The organism is Streptomyces sp. NPDC038135 (assembly GCF_055601245.1).
Map to the genome: position 1 here is coordinate 373,604 of NZ_JBVJXS010000001.1, position 19,092 is coordinate 392,695.

Here is a 19,092-nt window from a genome sequence, read left to right on the forward strand (position 1 = left end):
GAGTGTTCCGGGCGCCCCTCTTCGCGTGCTCCTACTGGCCGAAGCCGTCGGCGGGGTTGAGCGGGTCCTCGCTGACGGGGGCCGTCGGCGGCTCGCTGGACGGGCTCTGGGACGGCGACTGGGAGGGTGACTGGCTGGGCGAGCGCGACGGGGTCCGGGACGGCGACTGCGACGGCGACTCGGACACCGGCGGTTCGCTGCTCGGCGAGCTGGACGGGGTGTCGGACGGGGACTCGCTGACCGTCGGGGTGTCCGTCGGCTCGACGGCCGCGCCCTGGGTGGTGTCCAGGTCGAACTCGGACTTCTCGGTGACTCCGAAGGTGTAGGCCGCCCAGATCTCGGCCGGCGGGCCGCCGCCGTTGACCCGGCCGCCGCCCATCGCGCCGCTGAGCGAGACGTGGTCGTTCCTCTTGACCGGCTTGCCGTCGCAGCCGGTGCCGCCGGACTTGGCCGCCTCGCCGAACAGGCCGACGGAGGTGACGAGGTCGGGGGTGTAGCCGGTGAACCAGGCCGAGCGGTTGCAGTCGGAGGTACCGGTCTTGCCCGCGACCTCCTGGCCGTTGCGCAGCGGGTTGCCCGCCACGGACGTGCGGGCGGTGCCGTCGTCGACCACGCCGGTGAGCACCGAGGTCACGCTGTCGGCGACCGTGCGGCTGATCACCTGGCTGCCGACGGCGTCGGGCATCTCGACCGAGCGGCCCTTCTGTTCGGCCGACTTCACGATGCCGGGCGTCACCTCACGGCCGTGGTTGGCGAAGGTGGCGTAGATGCCGGCCATCTCCAGCGGGCTGGCGCCCATGGAGCCCAGCGTCTGCGCGGGCACCGCCTGCATGCCCTCGGTGTCCATGCCGAGCTGCTTCGCGGTGCTCATCACCTTTTTCATCCCCACGTCGACGCCCATCTGCGCGAAGACGGAGTTGACGGACTGGTTCATGGCCTGCTGGACGGTGATGGGCCCGTAGTTGCGGTTGTCCTCGTTCGGCGGTGCGAAGCCGACCTTGGCGCCGTGGTCGACGGCCTGGCGGCGGCTGGTGCCGTCGTAGACCGTGCTCGCCTGAATCGTCTTGCCGTCCTGCGTGGTGGCGTTCTGCGCCAGCGCGGCGGCGAGGATGACCGGCTTGAACGTGGAGGCGGGCTGGTAGTCGCGGCGGGTGGCGTTGCTGGTCCAGTGGTCGAAGTAGTTCTTGCCGCCGTACATCGCGACGATCCTGCCGGTCTTCGGGTCCACCGACACCGCGCCGGCCTGGACGTCGCCGTCGACCTTGCGCTTCTTCGGTTCCAGCTTGCTGGTCAGCCGCTCCTTGACGGCCTGCTCCAGCGCGGCCTGCTTCTTGCGGCTGATGTTCAGGGTGATGGTCCAGCCCTGGCTGTCGACCTTGGCCGCCGCGTCGGACCTGGACAGGCCCTCGTCGCGCATCAGCTTCTGGGCGAGCTGGGCGTTGGCGAGCGTGACCAGGTAGCCCTTCTGGCCCTCCATGCCCGGGGCGCCCTTGGGCTCCTTGGGCACCGGGAAGCTCAGGCCGTCGCGCTTCTCCTTGGGCAGCCAGTGCTCCTCGACCATGTTGTCCAGGACGTAGTTCCAGCGCGCCTTGACCAGCCGCTTGCCGGTCGGGGTGGCGGCCGCCCAGTCGTACTGGCTCGGCGCCTGGAGCAGGGCGGCCAGGTAGGCGCCCTGCTGCACGTTGAGGTCCTGGGCGTCGACGCGGTAGTAGGCCTGGGCGGCGGCCTGGATGCCGTAGGCGTTGCGGCCGTAGTAGGAGGTGTTGATGTAGCCGGCGAGGATGTCGTCCTTGGACTTCTCGCGCTCCACCTTCAGCGAGATGACCAGTTCCTTCAGCTTCCGCGAGACGGTCTGGTCCTGGTTCAGGTAGTAGTTCTTGACGTACTGCTGGGTGATCGTCGAGCCGCCCTGTTTGCCGCGTCCGGAGAGGGTGTTGATCAGGCCTCGGGCGGTGCCCTTGAGGTCCACTCCGGGGTCGGTGTAGAAGGACTTGTTCTCGGCGGCCACGAAGGTCCGCTGGACCGCCTTGGGCACCTTGTCCAGGTCCACGATCTCGCGGTTGACCTTGCCGTCGCGGGCCAGGACGCTGCCGTCGCTGTACTTGTAGACGTTGCTCTGCCGCTGGGCGGCGATGTTGCCGGCGGGCACGTCGACCGCCAGGTACAGCGCGACGAAGGCGCCGAAGGACAGCAGGCACAGTCCGAAGAACGTGCCGAGGATCTTCTTCCAGGTGAACAGCCTGCGTATTCGGCCCTTGGCGGGCTTGCCGCCGGGCGCCGCCGCCGCGGAGTCGGCCGTGGACTGCGAGCGGTGGCGCTTGGGCGCCGCGCGGCGACCACCACGCTGTCGCGCTCGTCTCTCTTCCGCTCGTCCCATGAGTCCTACGCTCCCGCTTCCGTCTCAGTGGTCAGCTCCGAAAGCTAACACCCGTCTATATGACAAAGGACGCTCGATCCGCTCTTTTACGGACGTGAGAATCAGCACCCGCCCCACAGGGAACCGACGGTTATCCCTGGCGTTGGGTTGCCCAGCGGCATAAAGTGATATCACTTAGCTAGACGGAAACCAGGCGCCCGGGGAAGTCGGACGCCTTCGAGAACCGGGGGATCCACCGTGCCCGCACCCGACACGTCCGCACCCCAGACGGCCGCGGCCGTCGACGTACCCGAGATGCCCGCGCCGCGCGTGCGCGAGTTCCAGGCCCACAGCATCGGCGGGGGCCTCGCCCTGCTCCTCGGCCTGCTGGGACTCGCCGCCGCCGTGGCCCTGTTCGCCGCCGCCTCGGCGGTGACCGCGGACGGCGCCAAGGCCGGGCTCATCCTGTGCGGCGTCCTCGTCTTCCTCGCCGCCGTGATCGCGATGCGCGGCCTCAACACGGTCGCGCCCGGCGAGGCCCGGGTGGTCCAGCTCTTCGGCCGCTACCGGGGCACGATCCGGCAGGACGGCCTGCGCTGGGTGAACCCCTTCACCTCGCGCACCCGCATCTCGACCCGGGTACGCAACCACGAGACCGCCGTACTGAAGGTCAACGACGCCTACGGCAACCCGATCGAGCTGGCCGCGGTCGTGGTCTGGAAGGTCCAGGACACCGCGCAGGCCACCTTCGAGGTGGACGACTTCGCCGAGTTCGTCGCCACCCAGACCGAGACGGCCGTGCGGCACATCGCCATCGAGTACCCCTACGACGCCCACGAGGAGGACGGCCTGTCGCTGCGCGGCAACGCCGAGGAGATCACCGAGAAGCTGGCCGTCGAGCTGCAGGCCCGGGTGGAGGCGGCCGGGGTCCGGGTCGTCGAGTCGCGCTTCACGCATCTCGCGTACGCCCCCGAGATCGCCTCGGCGATGCTCCAGCGCCAGCAGGCCGGCGCGGTGGTCGCGGCCCGGCGGCAGATCGTGGACGGCGCGGTCGGCATGGTGGAGGCGGCGCTCGCCCGGATCGCCGAGCAGGACATCGTGGAGCTGGACGAGGAGCGGAAGGCGGCGATGGTGTCCAACCTGATGGTGGTGCTGTGCGGGGACCGGGCCCCGCAGCCCGTGCTCAACACCGGGACCCTCTACCAGTGACGGATCCGTCGGAGGAGACGTCCGGGCGACGGCCTCGGCAGCGCAAGCAGGTGCTGCTGAGGCTGGACCCGTCGGTCTACGACGCCCTCGCGCGCTGGGCCGGGGACGAACTGCGGTCGACCAACGCGCAGATCGAGTTCCTGCTGCGCAAGGCGCTCTCCGAGGCGGGGCGGCTGCCGCGGGACACCGGTCCGCTGCCCCGCCGCGGGCGGCCGCCCGCCGGCCCCGCGGCCGGGCCGCCGGCGCCCTGAGGACGGGCCCGCCTCCACACGGAGGCGGGCCCCTCGTCGTTACGGAATCCGGACAATCGGCTCCCACCTGCGTCGCGCCACCGCCTGCCAGCCACTGGACACTCCGCGTATACACGCGACGTATACACCGTGTGTAGAGTGCTGCCATGTCCATCGGTCACACCCTCCTAGGACTCCTGGAGTCCGGCCCCCGACACGGCTACGACCTGAAGCGGGCCTTCGACGAGAAGTTCGGTCACGACCGGCCGCTGCACTACGGCCAGGTCTACTCGACGATGTCCCGCCTGCTGAAGAACGGGCTCGTGGAAGTCGACGGGATCGAGTCGGGCGGCGGGCCCGAACGCAAGCGGTACGCCATCACCGACGCCGGCGTCACCGACGTCGAGCAGTGGCTCGCGACCCCGGAGAAGCCGGAGGAGTACCTCCAGTCCACCCTCTACACCAAGGTCGTCCTGGCGCTGCTGACCCACCGGGACGCGGCCGACATCCTGGACACCCAGCGCTCCGAGCACCTGCGCAGCATGCGCATCCTCACCGACCGCAAGCGCAAGGGCGACCTCGCGGACCAGCTCGTCTGCGATCACGCCCTGTTCCACCTGGAGGCCGATCTGCGCTGGCTGGAACTGACCGCCGCCCGGCTGGACAGGCTCCGCGCGGAGGTGGCCCGATGACCCCTCCCCCGGGCTCCCTGCTCGCCGCCGAGGACCTGCGCAAGGCCTACGGCCCGACGCTCGCGCTGGACGGCGCCGCGTTCTCCATCCACGCCGGTGAGGTCGTCGCGGTGATGGGCCCCTCCGGGTCCGGCAAGTCGACGCTGCTGCACTGCCTCGCCGGCATAGTGCCGCCCGACTCGGGCTCGATCACCTACGCCGGGCGGGAACTCGCCACCATGAACGACGTCGAGCGCAGCGCGCTGCGGCGCAGCGAGTTCGGCTTCGTCTTCCAGTTCGGGCAGTTGGTGCCGGAGCTGACCTGCGTGGAGAACGTGGCGCTTCCGCTGCGGCTGAACGGCACCTCCCGCAAGGAGGCCGAGCGGGCCGCGCTGGGCTGGATGGAGCGGCTCGAGGTGGACGACCTCAGGGGCAAGCGGCCCGGTGAGGTCTCCGGCGGCCAGGGGCAACGGGTCGCGGTGGCGCGGGCGCTGGTCACCGGGCCCCGGGTGCTGTTCGCCGACGAACCGACCGGCGCGCTGGACTCGCTCAACGGGGAGCGCGTGATGGAGCTGCTCACCGACGCGGCCCGCTCCACCAACGCGGCCGTCGTGCTGGTCACGCACGAGGCCCGGGTGGCCGCGTACTCGGACCGCGAGATCGTCGTGCGGGACGGCAGGTCCCGGGACATGGAGCGGGCCGTATGAAGCCGCGCAGGGGGGATCTGCCGCGCGTGCGGGGATGGGCGCGGGGGAGCTTCGGGGACCTCGTCATGGGCGCCCGGTTCGCCGTCACCGGCGGGCGTGAGGGTTGGGTGCGGATGACGCTGACGGCGGTCGGCGTCGGGCTGGGCGTCGCCCTGCTGCTGCTGACCACCGCGCTGCCGAACGTGTTCGCCGCCCGGCACCGGGTCGAGGAGGCCCGCTACGACTACACGTTCTCCAGCACCACCCGCCCCAAGGCCGACGACACCGTGCTGGTCGCCGCGACCGACACGCAGTGGCACTCGAAGGACGTCCGGGGCCGGCTCCTCGAACCCGAGGGCCCGCGGGCGCCGTTGCCGCCCGGGGTCGGCCGCTTCCCCGCGAAGGGCGAGATGGTCGTCTCCCCCGCGCTGCGGGACCTGCTCGCCTCGGACGGCGCCCGGCTGCTGCGCGAGCGGCTGCCCCACCGGGTCGTGGGGACGATCGGCGAGAGCGGGCTGATCGGCTCGCACGAGCTGGCGTACTACGCGGGCGCCGAGGGCCTGGACCCGGACGCGGGCGGCGGCGTCCGGGTGGACCGGCTGGCGCATTTCGGCGATCCGCACCCGACCGTGGAGAAGGCCGACCCGGTACTGCTGCTGATGGTGCTGGTCGTGTTCGTGGTCCTGCTGATGCCCGTCGCCGTGTTCATCGCCGCTGCCGTGCGCTTCGGCGGCGAGCGGCGCGACCGCAGGCTGGCCGCGCTGCGGCTGGTCGGGTCCGACAGCGGGATGACCCGGCGGATCGCCGCGGGCGAGGCGCTGGCCGGGGCCCTGCTCGGGCTGGCCGTCGGCACGGTCTTCTTCCTGATCGGACGTCAGGTCGCCGGTTCGGTGCAGGTGCTGGGCGAGAGCGTGTTCCCCAGCTACCTCGACCCCTCCCCCGCGCTCGTCGCGCTGGTGGCGGTGGCGGTGCCGGCGTCCGCGGTCCTGGTGACCCTGCTCGCGATGCGCGGGGTGGTCGTGGAACCGCTCGGCGTGGTGCGGACGGCCCGGCCGGCCCGGCGCCGGCTGTGGTGGCGGCTGCTGCTGCCGCTGGCGGGCCTCGCGCTGCTGTACCCGATGGTCGGCAAGGGCCGGGACAGCGGCGGCTTCAACCAGTACCTGGTGACCGGCGGCGTCCTGCTGCTGCTGGTCGGCGTGACCGCGCTGCTGCCGTGGATCGTTGAGCGGGTCGTCGCCCGGCTCGGCGCCGGCCCGGTGTCCTGGCAACTCGCGGTACGACGGCTGCAGTTGAGCAGCGGCACCGCGGCCCGCATGGTCAACGGCATCGCGGTGGCGGTGGCCGGCGCGATCGCGCTGCAGATGCTGTTCGCGGGCGTGGAGAGCCAGTACACCAAGGACACCGGCCGCGACCCGAACCGGGCGTCCATGGAGATCACGCTGCCCGACCACCGTGACGTCGCCGCCGCGGGCGAGGCGTTCCGGAAGACCGAGGGGGTGCGGGTGGCGATGGCGCTGTCCACCGCGTCGGTCGGGGAGAAGCGCACGGAACCGGAGAGCCTGGTCGATCTGACGGTCGGTGACTGCGCCGCCCTGCGCGAGGTGGCACGGCTGCCCTCCTGCCGGGACGGCGACGTGTTCCGGCTGCGCAACCCGCACTACGACGCCTCGTACAACGACTCCATCGGCTCCGTCGTACGTCCCGAGCGGCAGCTCTACGTCGACCCGAGCTACTCGGGCGAGCCCGGCCTCGAGGTGCCCTGGCGGGTGCCGGCCGGCCTCAAGCAGGCGTCGTACCGCGAGGACGCGCTGCAGAACGCCGCCAACGGCCTGCTGCTCACGCCGTCCGCGCTGCCGGCGAAGGCCAGGACCGCACTGCACGGCCATGTCTTCGTCCGCATCGACGAGTCGGTGCCCGACGCCCAGGAGTACGTGCGCAACACGGCTGCCCGGGTGGAGCCGGCCGCGGACGTGTTCACCTGGACGGCGACCGAGGAGTCCACGAAGTACACCTCGCTGCGCACCGGCCTGTTCGTCGGCGCGGTCTGCGTGCTGGCGCTGATCGGCGCGAGCCTGCTGGTCTCGCAGCTCGAGCAGCTCCGCGAGCGGCGCAAGCTGCTGTCCTCGCTGGTCGCCTTCGGCACCCGGCGCCGCACGCTGGGCCTGTCGGTGCTGTGGCAGACGGCCGTCCCGATCGTCCTCGGGCTGCTGCTGTCCTCGGTGGTCGGCCTGACCCTCGGCGCGGTGCTGCTGAAGATGACGGCGACACCGGTGTCGGTCGACTGGGCGAGCGTGCTGTCCATGACCGGCGTCGGCGCCGCGGTGGTGCTCGCGGTGACCCTGCTCAGCCTGCCCCCGCTGCTGCGGCTGATGCGGCCCGACGGGCTGCGCACCGAGTAGGCGTCCGGCGGCGTCCCGTGCGGGGCGCCGCCGGGTCCACGGGAGGTGCGGTCAGGCGTCCAGCACCCGCACGGGCAGCGGCCGCAGCTCCTCGCGCAGGGCCGCCGCCAGCTCCTCGTACTCCGCTCCCCTGGCGGCGCCCGCGCGCATGGCGAAGGCGATCCGGCGGCTGGGGGCGGGATCGGCGAAGTAGCCGGTGCGGAGCCGGCTGCCGCGGGTCGTCTCGACCTTCAGGGCGGTGCGCGGCAGCAGGGTGCAGCCGAGGCCGCCCGCGACGAGCTGCACCAGCGTGGAGAGACCGGCGGCCGTGGTGGTTACCGGCGCGTCCTCCCGCCCGGCCTCGCGGCAGATGTCCAGCGCCTGGTCGCGCAGACAGTGCCCCTCGTCGAGCAGCAGCAGGTTCAGTTCCCGCAGCGCCTCGCGCGGGATGCCCTCGCGGCCGCCGAGCCGGTGGTCGGGCGGCGTGACGAGCGCGAAGTCCTCGTCGAACAGCGGGAGTTCGGTCACCCCGGGGACGCCGAGCGGCACGGCGAGCAGCAGCAGGTCCAGGCGGCCGGACTGCAGGCCCTCGACGAGGCTGGCGGTCTGCTCCTCGTGCACCTGCAGGTCGAGGTGCGGGTACCGCTCGTGGACCAGGCCCAGCACGGTGGGCAGCAGGTACGGCGCGACGGTCGGGATCACCCCGAGGCGCAGCACCCCGGTGAACGGCGCCCGGACCGCCTCGGCCTCCTCCAGCAGCGCCCCGACCTCGTCCAGCACCGCCTTGGCCCGTACGGCCAGCCGCTCGCCGGCAGGCGAGAGCAGCACCTTGCGGGTCGTACGCTCGAGGAGGGTCACGCCCAGGATCTCCTCCAGCGCCGAGACCGCGCCGGACAGGGCGGGCTGGCTCATCCCGATGGCGGCGGCCGCGTCCCGGAAGTGCAGGTGCTCGGCCACGGCCGCGAAGGCACGGAGCTGGGACAGGCTGGGCTGGCGCCGTTTTCCGCTACTGACGGTCACTGATAGATACCTCCGATCAACACGACCGAGTGTAGCTATTTCCCGTATCAATGCACCCTGTGCCAACATCGGGAAAGTCCAACCCATGGGTAGCACCCGCGATCCGGGTGCTGCCTCGCTGCAAGGAGAGCGTGTGCTCACTGTCGGTGACAAGTTCCCCGAGTTCGAACTGACCGCCTGCGTCTCGCTGGAGAAGGGCAAGGAGTTCGACACGATCAACCACAAGACCTACGAGGGCAAGTGGAAGATCGTTTTCGCCTGGCCCAAGGACTTCACCTTCGTGTGCCCGACCGAGATCGCCGCGTTCGGCAAGCTGAACGACGAGTTCGCCGACCGCGACGCCCAGATCCTCGGCTTCTCCGGTGACTCCGAGTTCGTCCACCACGCCTGGCGCAAGGACCACGACGACCTGCGTGACCTGCCCTTCCCGATGATGGCCGACTCCAAGCACGAGCTGATGCGCGAGCTGGGCATCGAGGGCGAGGACGGCTTCGCCAAGCGCGCCGTCTTCATCGTCGACCAGAACAACGAGATCCAGTTCACCATGGTGACCGCCGGTTCCGTCGGCCGTAACCCCAAGGAGGTCCTGCGGGTCCTCGACGCCCTGCAGACGGACGAGCTGTGCCCGTGCAACTGGAGCAAGGGCGACGAGACGCTCGACCCGGTCGCGCTGCTGGCCGGTGAGTGACCCATGTCGCTCGACTCGCTGAAGTCCCGCGTCCCGGACTACGCCAAGGACCTGAAGCTCAACCTGGGCTCGGTCATCGGCAACTCCGACCTGCCGGCCCAGCAGCTCTGGGGCACGGTGCTGGCGACCGCCATCGCCTCCCGTTCCCCGATCGTGCTGCGTGAGCTGGAGCCGGAGGCGAAGGCGAACCTGTCGCCGGAGGCGTACACGGCCGCCAAGGCCGCCGCCGCGGTGATGGCGATGAACAACGTCTTCTACCGCACCCGGCACCTGCTGTCCGACCACGAGTACGGCACCCTGCGCGCCGGTCTGCGGATGAACGTCATCGGCAACCCGGGCGTGGAGAAGGTCGACTTCGAGCTGTGGTCCTTCGCGGTCTCCGCGATCAACGGCTGCGGCATGTGCCTCGACTCGCACGAGCAGGTGCTGCGCAAGGCCGGCGTCGAGCGCGAGGTGGTCCAGGAGGCGTTCAAGATCGCGTCCGTGGTCCAGGCCGTCGGCGTGACCCTCGACGCGGAGGCGGCTCTGGCCCAGGCGGCCGAGTAACCCGCTCCCGAACACCGCGGCCCCCGCCCATCCGATGGGCGGGGGCCGCGGTGCGTTCAGTGATGTGACAAGAACTACTCGTTCCGAGCTGCGACCGATCGACCGGCCCGGGGGCCTGAGTACCGGTACTCAGGCCCCCGGGCGTCGCCTACGGAAGGCTGCAGGACATGACCACCCCCCGCACACCGCCGACGCCCGCCCTGCGGCGGCTGCTGGGCGCCGCCGTCACCGGAGCGGTCCTGGCCGCCGGCGCCCTGGCCTACCTCTCCTGGACCGTCCGGCGCAGCGGCCGGATCTGCGGGACGGCCGACGGCGTCTGCGTCACCGGATGGAACCTGACGGCCGTCCCGCTGCTGTTCGCGGTCTCCCTGGCCGTGCTGCTCGTCGTCTACGAGCGGCTGGGCATCGGGCCACGGCTCGCCCTCGTCCCGCCGACGCTCCTGCCGGCGCCCGTCCTGCTGGCGGCGGCGCACGCGTCGGCGGGCTGGTGGGCCGTCGCCCTCACGGGCGGGGCCTGGTCATACTGCGTCGCGCTCGCCGCCGGGAGCCGGTACCGCCTCCCGGCCGTCGCGGCCTGCGTCGGGCTGCTCCTCGCCGCCCTGGTCGTCCTCTACGGCTGAGGGCTCGTCCGGGGCGGCCTCCACCTCCGCCGAGTAGGCGCGCAGGTACCCCACCACCGTGTTCGTCACCGCCACCAGCGGTACGGCCACCACCGCGCCGCCGATGCCGGCCACCATGCCGCCGGCCGCCACCGTCAGGACGACGGCGAGCGGGTGGACCCGGACCGCGCGGCCCAGGATGAAGGGCTGCAGGACGTGGCCCTCGATCTGCTGGACGGCGAGGACGACCACGAGGGTCATCAGCGCGGTGAAGACGCCCTGCGTCACCAGGGCCACGATCACCGCGAGCGCGCCGGAGGCGACGGCGCCGACCAGGGGGATGAACGAGAACAGGAAGATGAAGACGGCCAGCGGTACGGCCATCGGCACGTTGAGGAAGTAGATGCCGATGCCGATGAATATGGCGTCGATGAGGGCCACCAGCACCGTGCCCCGGACGTAGGCCGTCAGGGTGCGCCAGGCGCGCGGGCCGGCGCCGGCCACGCCCGGGCGGGCCGCGGCGGGCACCAGCTTCAGGAACCACTGCCAGATGCGCTTGCCGTCGTAGAGCAGGAACAGTGTCGAGAAGAACACCAGCAGGATGCCGGTGAGCGCCTCGACGACGACCTGAACGCCTTCCAGGCCCGCGGACGTTATCTGGTCGGTGTTCGCTCCGATGGCCTCGCGGAGGTTCTTGGCGATCTGGTTGATCTGCTTGTCGGTGACGTGGAAGGGGCTCTTCAGCAGCCAGTTGCGCAGGTCGTCGATGCCGCTCTGGATCTGGCTGGAGAGGGTGTCGATGTTCTCCATGACCTGCCAGGTCACGAACCAGCCCATCAACCCGATGACGACGAAGCCGAGGATCGCGGTCAGCGCGGTCGCCGGGCCGCGCGGCACCCCGTGCCGGGTCAGCCGGGCGACCGTCGGCTGGAGCAGCGCGGTGACCAGCAGGGCGATGACGAAGGTGAAGACGACGAGCTGGATGGCGCTGATGACCCGCATCAGGACCCACACGGTGCCGGCCAGGACCAGCAGGCGCCAGCCCGCCTCGGCCGCGACCCGCACACCCCAGGGCACGGCCTGCGCCGGGTCGGGCCGTGGTCCGGCCGGTGCGGCGGGCCGGGGGACGGACGGCACCGGATCGGCGGCCCGGTCGGCCCTGCGGCCGGGCTTCCGGCCGACAGCGGGGTCGGACCCGGACCCGGTGTCCTTCTCCACTTCGGCGCGGCGCTCGTCCAACCGCTCACTCATCTCGGTCAGTCCGGCACCCAGCCGGCCCAGCCACCCTGGCACTCGCGACATGATCCGTCCTCTTCCCCCGCCTCCCGGGTGTACGCCACCGCTCACCCGGGAGCAGTTCGCGTACGACCGTACAGTGCGAAAGCCCCTCCTCGTAGGACGAGGAGGGGCTGCGCGGGGTTGAGCGGGGGCCGCCGGCCTAGTACCAGCTGTTGGCCTGCCAGAACGACCAGGCGCCACAGGGGCTGTGGTACCGCTCGTTCATGTAGTTGAGGCCCCACTTGATCTGGGTCGCCGGGTTGGTCCGCCAGTCGGCGCCGGCGGAGGCGTACTTGCCGGCGGGGAGAGCCTGGAAGAGACCGTAGGCGCCGGACGAGGCGTTGACCGCCTGGTAGTTCCAGCTCGACTCGTGGTTCACGATGTTGCTGAAGCACTGGAACTGGTCGGCCGCCACCATCTGACGCGCCATCGCCTGGATCTGCGCCACGGAGTAGCTGCTCTGCACCGGGAAGCTGGAGGAGTCCCGGGTGGAGCGGGTGGCCGCGGCCTTGGCCTCGGCGCGCTCCTTCGCGGCCGCCTCGGCCGCCTTCTCGGCGGCCGCCTTCTTGGCGACCGCGGTCTCGGCGGCTGCCTTGCGGGCGGCCTCCTCGGCGTCCTTCTTGGCGCTCGCGTCAGCGGCGATGGCCTGCGCGTCGGCCTGCTGCGTCAGGGACGCGGTCTGCACCTGGGCCTGCTGACCCGCGGGTATGTCCGCGAGGAGCGTGGTGTCGGCTGCTGCCGTCGCCTCGGCGTCGTTGTTCTGCGCGGTGCTGCCCGAGGCAACACCGACGACGCTTCCGACGGCGGTGACCGCGGTGGCCGAGGCCACTGCGAATCCCCGGACCGAAATCCGGCTCACACGGTTTCCTTCCAGCATCGCCCGCTTCGGTGACCCTGGCGGACGCAATCGTGCCCTTGACACTGGCCTCCCAACTGCGGGGTCACGGGAGGCGCGGGCCCGGTGGGCAACTCCCCTGCGGGGAGCGCCGCGTGGTGCGCGGGCGGCATACGACGACGCTGTTGAGTTGGGGTGGTGCTGCTGTGGTGCCGTACCGCTGGGGGTACAGGTGTGCCGTATGCGGGGCCTGACAGGAGTGAGACTCTGCCGTAACCAGACACCGGGTGGCAATTCCGAGTTGCGTGTGAAAGCTCACACCTCGTTTGGCCCAGGGGTTTTCAGGAAACCCCCACACGCGAAGGCGCCGCCCGGCTAGGCTCTTGGCCTTTGCCGGACGGCGCCTACGGGACCACTCCCGTCAGATGTGGCCCTCTTCGAGCATTTCGGTCACAAGGGCCGCGATCTGGGACCTCTCGGACCGGGTCAGCGTGACGTGGGCGAAGAGCGGATGCCCCTTCAGCTTCTCGACCACGGCCACGACACCGTCGTAGCGGCCGACCCGCAGGTTGTCCCGCTGGGCGACGTCATGGGTCAGAACGACCCGCGAATTGGCGCCGATCCGGGACAGAACGGTCAGCAGTACGTTCCGCTCAAGGGACTGCGCCTCGTCGACGATCACGAAGGCGTCGTGCAGGGAGCGGCCCCGGATGTGGGTCAGGGGCAGGACCTCCAGCATGCCCCGGGCGGTGACCTCCTCGATGACCTCGCGGCTGGTGACGGCGGAGAGCGTGTCGAAGACGGCCTGGGCCCACGGGCTCATCTTCTCGGCCTCGGAGCCCGGCAGATAGCCGAGCTCCTGGCCGCCGACCGCGTACAGCGGCCGGAAGACCATCACCTTCTGGTGCTGACGGCGCTCCAGGACCGCCTCCAGGCCCGCGCACAGCGCGAGCGCCGACTTGCCGGTGCCGGCCCGGCCGCCCATCGAGACGATGCCGACGTCCGGGTCGAGCAGCAGGTCGAGCGCGATGCGCTGCTCGGCGCTGCGGCCCTTGATGCCGAACGCCTCCCGGTCGCCGCGCACCAGCCGGACGTTGCCCTCGGCGGTGACCCGGCCGAGCGCCTTGCCGCGCTCCGACTGGATGGTCAGGCCGGTGTGCACGGGGAGGCCGGAGGCCTCCGGGACGTACACGTGCCCTTCCTCGAAGAGGACGTCCACCTGTTCGGCCGGGAGCGTCAGTTCGGACATCCCGGTCCAGCCGGAGTTCTCCGTGATGGCGAGCTCGGCCCGGTACTCCTCGGCCAGCAGGCCGACCGAGGAGGCCTTGATCCTGAGCGGCAGGTCCTTCGAGACGACCGTGACGTCGTATCCCTCGGCCTGCAGATTGCGGGCCACCGCGAGGATGCGCGAGTCGTTGTCCCCCAGGCGGTAGCCGGTGGGCAGCACGCTGGGGTCCGAGTGGTTGAGCTCGACACGGACGGTTCCACCCAGTTCGCCGATCGGGATGGGGGCGTCGAGGCGACCGTGCTTCACCCGGTAGTCGTCCAGCAGGCGCAGCGCCTGGCGGGCGAAGTAGCCGAGTTCGGGATGGTGCCGCTTGGCCTCCAGTTCCGTGACCACGACGACGGGGAGCACGACCTCGTGCTCCTCGAAGCGGGTCAGGGCGTTGGGGTCGGCCAGCAGGACGCTGGTGTCGAGAACATAAGTGCGCCGATCTGGCTTGTGGCGCTTTGTGCTGGTCACCACGGAAGGACGTACCCCCTCGGATGAGGTCGGGGAGCGACGAAGCGGAAGCCGGGCCGGGAGGGCGGGAGCATTGCGACCGGTCCCCGGCCCCCGCGCAGGACGGGCCGGACACCGGACCTCCGCGGCTGCTTCCGTACGGTGACCGCACGGTCGGGCTGGTGCAAAGGGCCTCCCGGGCGGACGGCCCCGTGCCGCCCGCTGAGATCCGACACCCGTGGTTCGGGCGTCGACCTGCTTCCCTTATGCCCGGCGAAAAGCGCCGCCATGCAGAAGTGGCCGACAGCGCACCGGTGAACTCCTTGTTACTTCCCACCCAACCGGGGTATACGGGACGCCCCGCCGGCGTGGTGGCCGACGGGGCGTGAGGTGTGCGCGGCGGGCCGCGTCAGCCGCCGTAACGGCGGTGACGTGCGGCGTAGTCGCGCAGCGCGCGCAGGAAGTCCACCTTGCGGAAGGCCGGCCAGAAGACTTCGCAGAAGTAGTACTCGGAGTGGGCGGTCTGCCAGAGCATGAATCCGGACAGCCGCTGCTCACCGCTGGTGCGGATGACGAGGTCCGGGTCGGGCTGGTCACCCGTGTAGAGGTGACGGCCGATCATGTCTACGTCGACGGACTCGGCGAGGCTCTCCAGCGAGGCGCCCTTGTCCTGGGCGTCGAGGAGCATGGAGCGCACGGCGTCGGCGATCTCCTGGCGGCCGCCGTAGCCGATGGCCACGTTGACCACTATCCCGTCCACGTGGGCGGTGGTCTCCTCGGCCTCCTTGAGGACGCCCTGCATCCCGGCGGGCAGCAGGTCGCGGGTGCCGACGTGGTGGACCCGCCAGCGGCCGTCGGCGGCGAGGGTGCGGACGACGTCCTCGATGATGCCGAGGAGCGGGACCAGCTCCTCCTGCGGACGGTCGAAGTTGTCGGTGGACAGCAGCCACAGGGTGACGACCTCGACGTCGGTCTCGCTGCACCAGCCGAGGAACTCCTCGATCTTCTCGGCACCGGCCCGGTGGCCGTGGACCGTGGTGGAACCGGCCGCCTTCGCCCAGCGGCGGTTGCCGTCCATGATGACGCCGATGTGCTTGGGCACCTGAGCGTGGTCCAGGTGACCTTCCACCCGGCGCGCGTAGAGCCCGACGAGCAGGCCACGCAGCTTGTCGCGCAGGTTCACGGGAGAGGTCCTTCGGGGGTTCGGGCGGGTTTCGAGGGTACCGCCGCCGGCGGCTCGCCCCCCCGGAGCGGGGACGCCGGCCCTCCGCCGAGCGGTTCCCGAAGAAAAAACGGGCCGGTCCGTGGGGGGGAGACGGACCGGCCCGAGGGGGGGTTTCCACCATAACCCTTCGTGAGGGCGGACGCGTGCATCGGCGCCCCACAACTACTCTCCGGAATCAGTCGGCGACGGCGAGGTGTGCGCGGAACGCCGGATTCTGGGGTGTTCCATGGCCGGTTCACAGCGGATTCCCAGGAAATCCGGGGCCGATCGGCGAGATCAAGAGGGTTTGGGCCGTCTTGGTGAACGTTCGGCGAGTTGTCCCGGGGTCCCTCCGACGGGCTACCCCGCGAGCGAACGGCGGCTTGACGCCACCGCGGCACGTCGGCCGGGCGTCGCGGCACCGCGCAGCCCCCTCCACTGCGCGGTGCCGCCCGCGCAGCTTTGCTGACGCGAATTACCTTGGCCTGAACCTACGTGACGGATGAGACGCATGTGAACCGCCCCCGATAACGATGTGGAAACCCCGGGCGAAGCGCGGGTGAACCGATGACGGAAAAGCCCGGTTTCCCCTGTTTCTCAGGAGGCCGGCTTCCGGACATCGAAGAGGTGCCGGGCGCTGTGCGCCACGAACGGCCCCTCCTTCCCGATCCGCTCGTGCAGGGCGCGGAGTTGGGGCTCGTACGCCTCGACGGTGAAGCCCGGGACCATCCAGACCACCTTGCGCAGGAAGTGCACGACGGCCGCGATGTCGTGGAACTCCATCCGCAGTCGCTCCGCCCGCAGATCCACCACCTCGAGCCCGGCCGCCTCCGCGTCCTTCCGCTCGCCCTCGGGATCACGGGCCCGGCGCACGGACTCCGGCTGCGGCCCGAGGAAGTACTCCACCAGCTCGAACGCGCTGCCGGGTCCGACATGCTGGGCGAAGTACGTACCGCCCGGCCGCAGCACCCGCGCGATCTCCGCCCAGTGCGGGGTCACCGGGTGCCGGCTGAGCACCAGGTCGAAGGACGCGTCGGCGAACGGCAGCGGCGCGTCGTCCGGGGCCGCCACCACGACCACGCCGCGCGGCCGCAGCAGGGCGGTCGCCTTCGCCGCGTTCGGCGGCCACCCCTCCGTGGCGGCGACCAGACGCGGCCGGCCCGTCCCCGCACCGGCCAGGGCGAAGTCGAGCACCTCCCCGCCCCCGGTCTGGAGGTCCAGCGCGGACTCGGCCCGCCCCAGCCGCTCCCCCGCCGCACGGGCGTACCCCCAGGAGGGCCGCGCCTCGCGGGCCCGCCCCTCGAACCAGGAGAAGTCCCAACCCTCGGTGGGCACGGCCGCGCCCTCGGCCACGAGGTCCTCGAACGAGCGGGCGGAGCGGTTCTCTGTCATGAACGCCATCGTGACAGCCCCGTTGTCATGGGGTCCTGCTAATTTCCGCGTCCATGACGAACTCACCCGCCGGCAGCCCCGCGGAAGAGAAGGACATCCTGCGCGCGAGCCTGGACCGCCACCGGGACGCCGTGCTCTGGAAGCTCGACGGCCTGGACGACGAACAGCTGCGGCGCCCCATGACACCGACCGGGACCACCCTGCTCGGCCTGGTCAAGCATCTGGCCTCGGTGGAGTACGGCTGGTTCGTGGGCACGTTCGGCGGCGAGGTGGAACCCCTGTGGTTCGACCCGTACACGGACGAGGACCTGCGGATCGCCCCCGACGAGACGACGGGCCGCATCGTCGACTTCTACGGCCGCGCCCGGACCGCCGCCGACCGGATGATCGCCGAGCTGCCCCTGGACGCCCTGGGCCGCCCCGCCTGGCGGGACCGGCCCGTCTCCCTGCGCTGGACCCTCGTCCACATGACCACGGAAACAGCCCGGCACGCCGGCCACATGGACATCATGCGGGAACTGATCGACGGGGCCACGGGCGACCACCGCCCGGCGGCCGGCTGACCACCGGGGGCCGGTGCGGTGTCCCGTCACCGGCCCTGCGCGGGAGGGTTCCGGAGGGCGAGCACGGCGAACACGTCGTCGCCGTCCCGGTCCGTGCCGACGTGCTGGAAGCCGTGCTTCTCCAGCAGGCGGACGGACGCGGTGTTCCCGGAGAAGGGGTCGGCGTACAGCGGCCGGACCCGCTCCAGCTCCAGGAAGAGGCCGAGGGCGCGCGTCCCCACCCCGCGCGCCCAGTACGGGCGGCCGAGCCAGTAGCCGACGAATCTGCGCCCGTCCTTCGCGGTCCAGGAGACGACGCTGCCGGCCACCTCGCCGTCGACGGTGACCGTGCGCACCAGGCTGTCGGGGTCGCGGAGGATCCGCTCCCGCCAGTGCTTCAGGAAGGCGTCCAGCGGCCGGGGGGTGAACTTCGACCGCCGGACCGCCTCCGGGTCGTTCTCGTAGGCGTGCAGGACGAGGAGGTCGTCGTCCACCACCTCGCGCAGACGCACATCGCCGTGCCTCACATCGCTGTGTTCGTCGGTCATGCGGTGCAGTGTGGCAGCCGCCACTGACAACGCCGTCCGCCTCCCGCGGCTCCGCCGGGACGACTCCTTCACGTGCGCGCCCGTCAGCGCTTCGCCCGTCCTCCGGCGGGTACGGTCACCGCGGAGGTGGGCTCGGGATGACGCGGTGGCGGGACGGGCGGGGGCGGCTGGTGGTCCGGCCGGCCGGGGGCGGGGCGGCGGTCACGGTCCCGCTGGAGACGGCGACGTCCTACCGGGCGCGGACGAGGGGGCTGCTGGGCCGTGACTCGCTCGCCGGGGCGATGCTGCTGTCCCCCGCGAGCAGCGTGCACACCTTCCGCATGCGCTTCCCCATCGACGTCGCCTACCTCGACCGCGGCCTCACCGTCCTGGCCGTCCGCACGATGAGCCCCGGCCGCCTGGGCCTGCCCCGGCTCCGGTCCCGCCATGTGCTGGAGGCGGAGGCGGGGGCCATGGCGGGGTGGGGGCTGGTGGCGGGGGCGCGGGTCGAGATCGCGGTGGAGCCGGCGTAGGCGCGGGGTCTCGGTTCGGGGTCTCGGGTTCCGGGCGGGGCCTGTCAGCCGTCGGTGCGGGGGAAGGACACCTCCACGCGGCGGTTCTTCTTCCTGCCCGCCTCGGTCGAGTTGTCCGCGATCGGGTACTGCTCGCCGTAGCCGCGCACCTCGAAGGTGACGTTCGGGTCGTTCAGGTCCTGGTCGAGCACGGCCTGCACGGCGTTGGCGCGCTGCCGGGACAGGACGTCGCCGTGGGCGGAGGAGCCGAGGTCGTCGGTGAAGCCGAAGACGCGGACCCGGGTCGCGTGCTGCTTCTCGATCTCGTCGACGATGGTCGCGATACGGGCCTTCGCCTCGCCGCTCAGCTTGGCGCTGTCCTTGCCGAAGAGGACCTCGGCCTGCAGAGCGAAGGTGACGTCGGCGTTGGTGTCCTCGCGCCGCTCGTCCCCGCTCTGGTCCTCCACGACCGACTTGATGTCCAGCACCTTGGGCTCGGCGAGGGTGGCCCCCTCGGGGAGCTTGAGATCCGGATCGGTGGGGTCCACCTTCACAGGCGCAGTGGCGGAGGGTTCCGTGCCCGGGGGGTCGCTGGGGGAGGTGTCGTCGGCACGGGCCAGCGAGAGGTTGGCCGCGGCGAGGAGGACGGCTGTGGTGAGGGTGAGGGTGAGGCGGGGTGTGGTGGTCACTTCGGCC

At 71.4% G+C, this 19,092-nt stretch carries 19 protein-coding genes; 10 read left to right on the top strand and 9 right to left on the bottom strand.

Annotated features, from left to right (window positions below; genetic code table 11):
- Nucleotides 1-31: 31 nt before the first annotated feature.
- Nucleotides 32-2,377, bottom strand: coding sequence for a transglycosylase domain-containing protein (locus tag ACZ7JA_RS01745; RefSeq protein ID WP_470806814.1), 2,346 nt, complete (start codon nucleotides 2,375-2,377; stop codon nucleotides 32-34).
- Between the two features lie 294 nt (nucleotides 2,378-2,671).
- On the opposite strand from ACZ7JA_RS01745, the gene ACZ7JA_RS01750 reads away from it, so the two are divergent.
- From ACZ7JA_RS01750 to ACZ7JA_RS01770, 5 genes are all read left to right on the top strand, one after another.
- A complete protein-coding gene (locus ACZ7JA_RS01750) occupies nucleotides 2,672-3,565 on the top strand; it encodes an SPFH domain-containing protein (RefSeq protein ID WP_351662970.1) in 894 nt (297 codons plus the stop codon).
- A complete protein-coding gene (locus ACZ7JA_RS01755) occupies nucleotides 3,562-3,816 on the top strand; it encodes a type II toxin-antitoxin system antitoxin (protein WP_470806815.1) in 255 nt (84 codons plus the stop codon). Before ACZ7JA_RS01750 ends, ACZ7JA_RS01755 begins: the two co-directional genes overlap by 4 nt.
- A 146-nt stretch (nucleotides 3,817-3,962) precedes the next feature.
- Nucleotides 3,963-4,487 carry a PadR family transcriptional regulator gene (locus ACZ7JA_RS01760; RefSeq protein WP_389446144.1) on the top strand — a complete coding sequence of 175 codons (525 nt, stop codon included), beginning with the start codon at nucleotides 3,963-3,965 and terminating at the stop codon, nucleotides 4,485-4,487.
- The gene (locus tag ACZ7JA_RS01765) at nucleotides 4,484-5,173 is read left to right on the top strand and encodes an ABC transporter ATP-binding protein (RefSeq protein ID WP_351662271.1); all 690 of its coding nucleotides are present in this window, start codon (nucleotides 4,484-4,486) and stop codon (nucleotides 5,171-5,173) included. Before ACZ7JA_RS01760 ends, ACZ7JA_RS01765 begins: the two co-directional genes overlap by 4 nt.
- Nucleotides 5,170-7,551, top strand: coding sequence for an ABC transporter permease (locus tag ACZ7JA_RS01770; protein WP_470806816.1), 2,382 nt, complete (start codon nucleotides 5,170-5,172; stop codon nucleotides 7,549-7,551). The genes ACZ7JA_RS01765 and ACZ7JA_RS01770 overlap by 4 nt, the downstream gene beginning before the upstream one ends.
- 51 nt (nucleotides 7,552-7,602) lie before the next feature.
- Here the strand turns inward: ACZ7JA_RS01770 and ACZ7JA_RS01775 are convergent, their stop codons facing one another.
- A complete protein-coding gene (locus ACZ7JA_RS01775; protein WP_389303946.1) occupies nucleotides 7,603-8,550 on the bottom strand; it encodes a LysR substrate-binding domain-containing protein in 948 nt (315 codons plus the stop codon).
- A gap of 133 nt (nucleotides 8,551-8,683) precedes the next feature.
- Here ACZ7JA_RS01775 and ACZ7JA_RS01780 point away from each other — a divergent pair, with 133 nt between their 5' ends.
- The 3 genes from ACZ7JA_RS01780 (at nucleotide 8,684) to ACZ7JA_RS01790 (ending at nucleotide 10,404) form a co-directional block, all read left to right on the top strand.
- Complete coding sequence (locus ACZ7JA_RS01780) at nucleotides 8,684-9,238, top strand: peroxiredoxin (protein ID WP_351662262.1); 555 nt, start codon at nucleotides 8,684-8,686, stop codon at nucleotides 9,236-9,238.
- 3 nt (nucleotides 9,239-9,241) lie between these two features.
- Complete coding sequence (locus ACZ7JA_RS01785) at nucleotides 9,242-9,784, top strand: alkyl hydroperoxide reductase (RefSeq protein ID WP_351662259.1); 543 nt, start codon at nucleotides 9,242-9,244, stop codon at nucleotides 9,782-9,784.
- 167 nt (nucleotides 9,785-9,951) lie between these two features.
- Nucleotides 9,952-10,404 (top strand): hypothetical protein, encoded by a 453-nt coding sequence (locus ACZ7JA_RS01790; RefSeq protein ID WP_470806817.1) that lies wholly within the window; start codon nucleotides 9,952-9,954, stop codon nucleotides 10,402-10,404.
- On the opposite strand, the gene ACZ7JA_RS01795 is transcribed toward ACZ7JA_RS01790, so the two are convergent.
- The 5 genes from ACZ7JA_RS01795 to ACZ7JA_RS01815 all read right to left on the bottom strand — a co-directional run bounded on the left by ACZ7JA_RS01795 (nucleotide 10,303) and on the right by ACZ7JA_RS01815 (nucleotide 16,815).
- Nucleotides 10,303-11,685, bottom strand: a complete 1,383-nt coding sequence (locus tag ACZ7JA_RS01795; protein ID WP_393437361.1) for an AI-2E family transporter — start codon at nucleotides 11,683-11,685, stop codon at nucleotides 10,303-10,305. The two genes, ACZ7JA_RS01790 and ACZ7JA_RS01795, sit on opposite strands and share 102 nt — an antisense overlap.
- A gap of 136 nt (nucleotides 11,686-11,821) precedes the next feature.
- The gene (locus tag ACZ7JA_RS01800; RefSeq protein ID WP_351662250.1) at nucleotides 11,822-12,520 is read right to left on the bottom strand and encodes an aggregation-promoting factor C-terminal-like domain-containing protein; all 699 of its coding nucleotides are present in this window, start codon (nucleotides 12,518-12,520) and stop codon (nucleotides 11,822-11,824) included.
- A gap of 397 nt (nucleotides 12,521-12,917) precedes the next feature.
- Nucleotides 12,918-14,243: a PhoH family protein gene (locus ACZ7JA_RS01805; protein ID WP_351662247.1), complete on the bottom strand. Its 1,326-nt coding sequence runs from the start codon at nucleotides 14,241-14,243 to the stop codon at nucleotides 12,918-12,920.
- A gap of 385 nt (nucleotides 14,244-14,628) precedes the next feature.
- Nucleotides 14,629-15,402 (bottom strand): isoprenyl transferase, encoded by a 774-nt coding sequence (locus tag ACZ7JA_RS01810; RefSeq protein WP_351662244.1) that lies wholly within the window; start codon nucleotides 15,400-15,402, stop codon nucleotides 14,629-14,631.
- A gap of 618 nt (nucleotides 15,403-16,020) precedes the next feature.
- Nucleotides 16,021-16,815: a class I SAM-dependent methyltransferase gene (locus ACZ7JA_RS01815; RefSeq protein WP_470806818.1), complete on the bottom strand. Its 795-nt coding sequence runs from the start codon at nucleotides 16,813-16,815 to the stop codon at nucleotides 16,021-16,023.
- A gap of 53 nt (nucleotides 16,816-16,868) precedes the next feature.
- Here ACZ7JA_RS01815 and ACZ7JA_RS01820 point away from each other — a divergent pair, with 53 nt between their 5' ends.
- Nucleotides 16,869-17,378 (top strand): DinB family protein, encoded by a 510-nt coding sequence (locus tag ACZ7JA_RS01820; RefSeq protein ID WP_470806819.1) that lies wholly within the window; start codon nucleotides 16,869-16,871, stop codon nucleotides 17,376-17,378.
- A gap of 26 nt (nucleotides 17,379-17,404) precedes the next feature.
- Here the strand turns inward: ACZ7JA_RS01820 and ACZ7JA_RS01825 are convergent, their stop codons facing one another.
- Nucleotides 17,405-17,905, bottom strand: a complete 501-nt coding sequence (locus ACZ7JA_RS01825) for a GNAT family N-acetyltransferase (protein ID WP_450751770.1) — start codon at nucleotides 17,903-17,905, stop codon at nucleotides 17,405-17,407.
- Nucleotides 17,906-18,042: 137 nt separating this feature from the next.
- On the opposite strand from ACZ7JA_RS01825, the gene ACZ7JA_RS01830 reads away from it, so the two are divergent.
- A complete protein-coding gene (locus ACZ7JA_RS01830; RefSeq protein WP_450751771.1) occupies nucleotides 18,043-18,417 on the top strand; it encodes a DUF192 domain-containing protein in 375 nt (124 codons plus the stop codon).
- Nucleotides 18,418-18,461: 44 nt separating this feature from the next.
- Here the strand turns inward: ACZ7JA_RS01830 and ACZ7JA_RS01835 are convergent, their stop codons facing one another.
- Nucleotides 18,462-19,085, bottom strand: a complete 624-nt coding sequence (locus ACZ7JA_RS01835; protein WP_393437379.1) for an OmpA family protein — start codon at nucleotides 19,083-19,085, stop codon at nucleotides 18,462-18,464.
- Nucleotides 19,086-19,092: the final 7 nt, after the last annotated feature.

Coding starts and splice junctions, on each gene's coding strand:
- ACZ7JA_RS01770 (WP_470806816.1), top strand. CDS start 5,170: ATGAAGCCGCGCAGGGGGGATCTGCCGCGCGTGCGGGGATGGGCGCGG.
- ACZ7JA_RS01750 (WP_351662970.1), top strand. CDS start 2,672: ATGCCCGCGCCGCGCGTGCGCGAGTTCCAGGCCCACAGCATCGGCGGG.
- ACZ7JA_RS01815 (WP_470806818.1), bottom strand. CDS start 16,815: ATGACAGAGAACCGCTCCGCCCGCTCGTTCGAGGACCTCGTGGCCGAG.
- ACZ7JA_RS01830 (WP_450751771.1), top strand. CDS start 18,043: ATGACGCGGTGGCGGGACGGGCGGGGGCGGCTGGTGGTCCGGCCGGCC.
- ACZ7JA_RS01745 (WP_470806814.1), bottom strand. CDS start 2,377: ATGGGACGAGCGGAAGAGAGACGAGCGCGACAGCGTGGTGGTCGCCGC.
- ACZ7JA_RS01790 (WP_470806817.1), top strand. CDS start 9,952: ATGACCACCCCCCGCACACCGCCGACGCCCGCCCTGCGGCGGCTGCTG.
- ACZ7JA_RS01785 (WP_351662259.1), top strand. CDS start 9,242: ATGTCGCTCGACTCGCTGAAGTCCCGCGTCCCGGACTACGCCAAGGAC.
- ACZ7JA_RS01795 (WP_393437361.1), bottom strand. CDS start 11,685: ATGTCGCGAGTGCCAGGGTGGCTGGGCCGGCTGGGTGCCGGACTGACC.
- ACZ7JA_RS01820 (WP_470806819.1), top strand. CDS start 16,869: ATGACGAACTCACCCGCCGGCAGCCCCGCGGAAGAGAAGGACATCCTG.
- ACZ7JA_RS01765 (WP_351662271.1), top strand. CDS start 4,484: ATGACCCCTCCCCCGGGCTCCCTGCTCGCCGCCGAGGACCTGCGCAAG.
- ACZ7JA_RS01825 (WP_450751770.1), bottom strand. CDS start 17,905: ATGACCGACGAACACAGCGATGTGAGGCACGGCGATGTGCGTCTGCGC.
- ACZ7JA_RS01760 (WP_389446144.1), top strand. CDS start 3,963: ATGTCCATCGGTCACACCCTCCTAGGACTCCTGGAGTCCGGCCCCCGA.